The sequence below is a fragment of the Bradyrhizobium sp. P2_E8 genome, from assembly GCF_056403875.1.
The window spans coordinates 1-2,354 of record NZ_JBFUES010001079.1; the positions used below are offsets into that span (position 1 = coordinate 1).

Consider the following 2,354-nt stretch of genomic DNA (forward strand, 5'->3'; position numbering starts at 1 on the left):
ACATTGCGGCGGCCAAGGATGCACTGGCCGCTTCGAAGCAGGCCTGAAGCGCGATGATTCGTCATCGCGCCTTGGTTCTTTAGTTTGCGCACGATCTTTCCGGAAAACCGCTGCGCACTTTTCCGGATCGTGCTTTGAAGGAGTTATCGATGTTCGATCTGACTGGCAAAAAGGCGCTCGTCACCGGCGCGACCGGCGGCATCGGCGGCGCAATCGCGCAGGCGCTGCACGCGCAGGGCGCCACGGTCGCGATATCAGGGACGCGGAAGGAAGTGCTGGATGAGCTTGCCGGCAAGCTCGGCGAGCGCACCTTCGTGCTGCCCTGCAATCTCTCCAAGGCCGACGAGGTCGAGGCGCTGGTGCCCGCCGCGGAAGCCGCGATGGGCCAGGTCGACATCCTCGTYGCCAATGCCGGCATCACCCGCGACAATCTCTTCGTGCAGCTTCGCGACGAGGATTGGGAGGAGGTCATCAACGTCAATTTGACCGCGACCTTCCGCCTGGCGCGCGCCGCCACCAAATTGATGATGCGCAAGCGTTTCGGCCGCATCATCGCCATCACCTCGGTGGTCGGCGTCACCGGCAATCCCGGGCAGGGCAACTACACCGCGTCGAAGGCAGGCTTGATCGGCATGATCAAGACGCTGGGTGCCGAATACGCCAAGCGCGGCGTCACCGCCAACTGCATCGCGCCCGGCTTCATCAAGACGCCGATGACGGACGCGCTCAATGACAAGCAGCGCGAGACGATTCTGACCAAGGTTCCGGCAGCCCGGCTAGGGACGCCCGAGGACATTGCGGCCGCCGCCGTCTACCTGAGCTCAAACGAAGCGGCCTACGTCACCGGGCAAACCATCCATGTCAACGGCGGCATGGCCATGATCTGAAGCCCTCGTTCCGTACCGCCCACATGGCGGTGCGGGATGCGGCAAACGGGCGTTTCCGGTGCGAAATGAGGCTTGTAGTCAAGGCAGTTGAAGTATGGTAACCGGACCTTCAACGGATGGGCAAAGAACGCCATTGCAGGTTTTTGAAACCCTGTATATTGGCGATGCGGAGCCTTGGCCGTCGTTCGCCGGGCCCTGCATCGGTTAGGATGGGGCCAAATCAAAGTTCGTAAGCGAAGGCAGTCAACGACCACGACGGCTCGTATCGTCCCGGGGGGTCGGGTCTACAGGGAACAACACGAGGTTATGCAATGAGTGACATTGGCGAGCGGGTTAAGAAGATCGTGGTCGAACACCTTGGTGTTGAACCCGAGAAGGTTGTCGACGCCGCGAGCTTCATCGACGACCTCGGCGCCGACAGTCTGGACACCGTCGAGCTGGTGATGGCGTTCGAAGAAGAATTCGGTTGCGAGATTCCGGACGACGCCGCGGAAACGATTCTCACCGTCGGCGACGCCACGAAGTTTCTCGAGAAGAACGCGAAGAGCTAACGCTCTTCTTTTTCGCGGGGACAACATTGAAACCGGACGGGCCGCTTCGCAGCGGTCAGCCGGTTTCTTGTTATTGGCCGTGAATCTTTCGATGCGGAGTTTTCGGATATGAGGCGGGTTGTCGTCACGGGTCTCGGCATGGTCTCGCCACTCGGCTGTGGCGTCGAGCCGACCTGGAAACGCATCCTCAACGGCGAAAGTGGTGCGCGCAGGATCGAGAGCTTCGATGTCTCCGATCTTCAGACCAAGATCGCCTGCACGGTGGTGCGCGGCGACGGGTCGAACGACACCTTCAATCCCGACAAGTGGATGGAGCCGAAGGACCAGCGCAAGGTCGACGACTTCATCATCTTCGGCATGGCCGCGGCCGGCCAGGCGCTCGACGATGCCAACTGGCATCCCGAAACCGAAGAGGACAAGTGCGCGACCGGCACCATGATCGGTTCCGGCATCGGCGGCCTCAACGGTATCGCCGAAACCGCCATCCTGCTGAAGGAGCGCGGCCCGCGCCGGGTGTCGCCGTTCTTCATTCCGGGCCGCCTGATCAATCTCGCCTCGGGCTATGTCTCGATCGCGCACGGGCTGAAGGGGCCGAACCATTCGGTGGTCACGGCCTGCTCGACCGGGGCACATGCGGTCGGCGATGCCGCCCGCCTGATCGCGCTGGGCGATGCCGACGTCATGGTCGCCGGCGGCGCCGAGTCGCCGATCAGCCGTATCGGCATTGCCGGCTTCAACGCCGCGCGCGCGCTCTCGACCGGCTTCAACGAGACACCCGAGAAGGCCTCGCGTCCCTACGACAAGGATCGCGACGGCTTCGTGATGGGCGAGGGCGCCGGCGTCCTCGTCCTGGAAGAGCTCGAGCATGCCCGGCGCCGTGGCGCCAGGATCTATGCCGAAGTGATCGGCTATGGCC

The 2,354-nt window shown here is 62.8% G+C and carries 3 protein-coding genes; all 3 read left to right on the top strand.

Annotation, left to right across the window (positions count from 1 at the left end; genetic code table 11):
* The first annotated feature begins 149 nt into the window (after positions 1-149).
* The gene (gene fabG / locus AC1D00_RS36865) at positions 150-887 is read left to right on the top strand and encodes a 3-oxoacyl-[acyl-carrier-protein] reductase (protein ID WP_027542985.1); all 738 of its coding nucleotides are present in this window, start codon (positions 150-152) and stop codon (positions 885-887) included.
* Between the two features lie 311 nt (positions 888-1,198).
* The gene (locus AC1D00_RS36870) at positions 1,199-1,438 is read left to right on the top strand and encodes an acyl carrier protein (protein ID WP_008130699.1); all 240 of its coding nucleotides are present in this window, start codon (positions 1,199-1,201) and stop codon (positions 1,436-1,438) included.
* Between the two features lie 108 nt (positions 1,439-1,546).
* Positions 1,547-2,354: beta-ketoacyl-ACP synthase II (locus AC1D00_RS36875; RefSeq protein WP_477014055.1), on the top strand; the 808-nt coding region annotated here is incomplete at its 3' end.